Consider the following 316-nt stretch of genomic DNA (forward strand, 5'->3'; position numbering starts at 1 on the left):
ACCTGGGTCTACTGGGCGGTGGACACGAACGCCTTCGTGCGCCACCCGATCCCCTCCGACCCGCCGATGGCCGACGACGCCTACGTGGTCGAGGACCTCTCCGGCGAGGACGAGATCGTGCTCAGGGGCGCCCAGGCGCTCCTGTCCGAGGAGATGAAGAGCCTGCTGCAGGTCTCGGGCGGCGCCGATGACGATTGAGGCGGAGCCCCGCCCCGCGGAGTCCTGCACCGCCGGGCCCCGGTACGGCCCCCAGGCGGCCCTCGTCGCCTTCGCGGTGCGCTTCCGGGGCGTGGACCTGGCGCTCGCCCTCGCGGTG

Annotated in this window: 1 pseudogene; it reads left to right on the plus strand. The window is 73.7% G+C overall.

What is annotated here, in order from left to right:
- Positions 1 to 198, plus strand: a pseudogene (locus ACLBXP_RS25500) (efflux RND transporter periplasmic adaptor subunit); the annotation flags it as partial.
- Positions 199 to 316 lie beyond the last annotated feature (118 nt).

The organism is Methylobacterium sp. A54F (assembly GCF_053346035.1).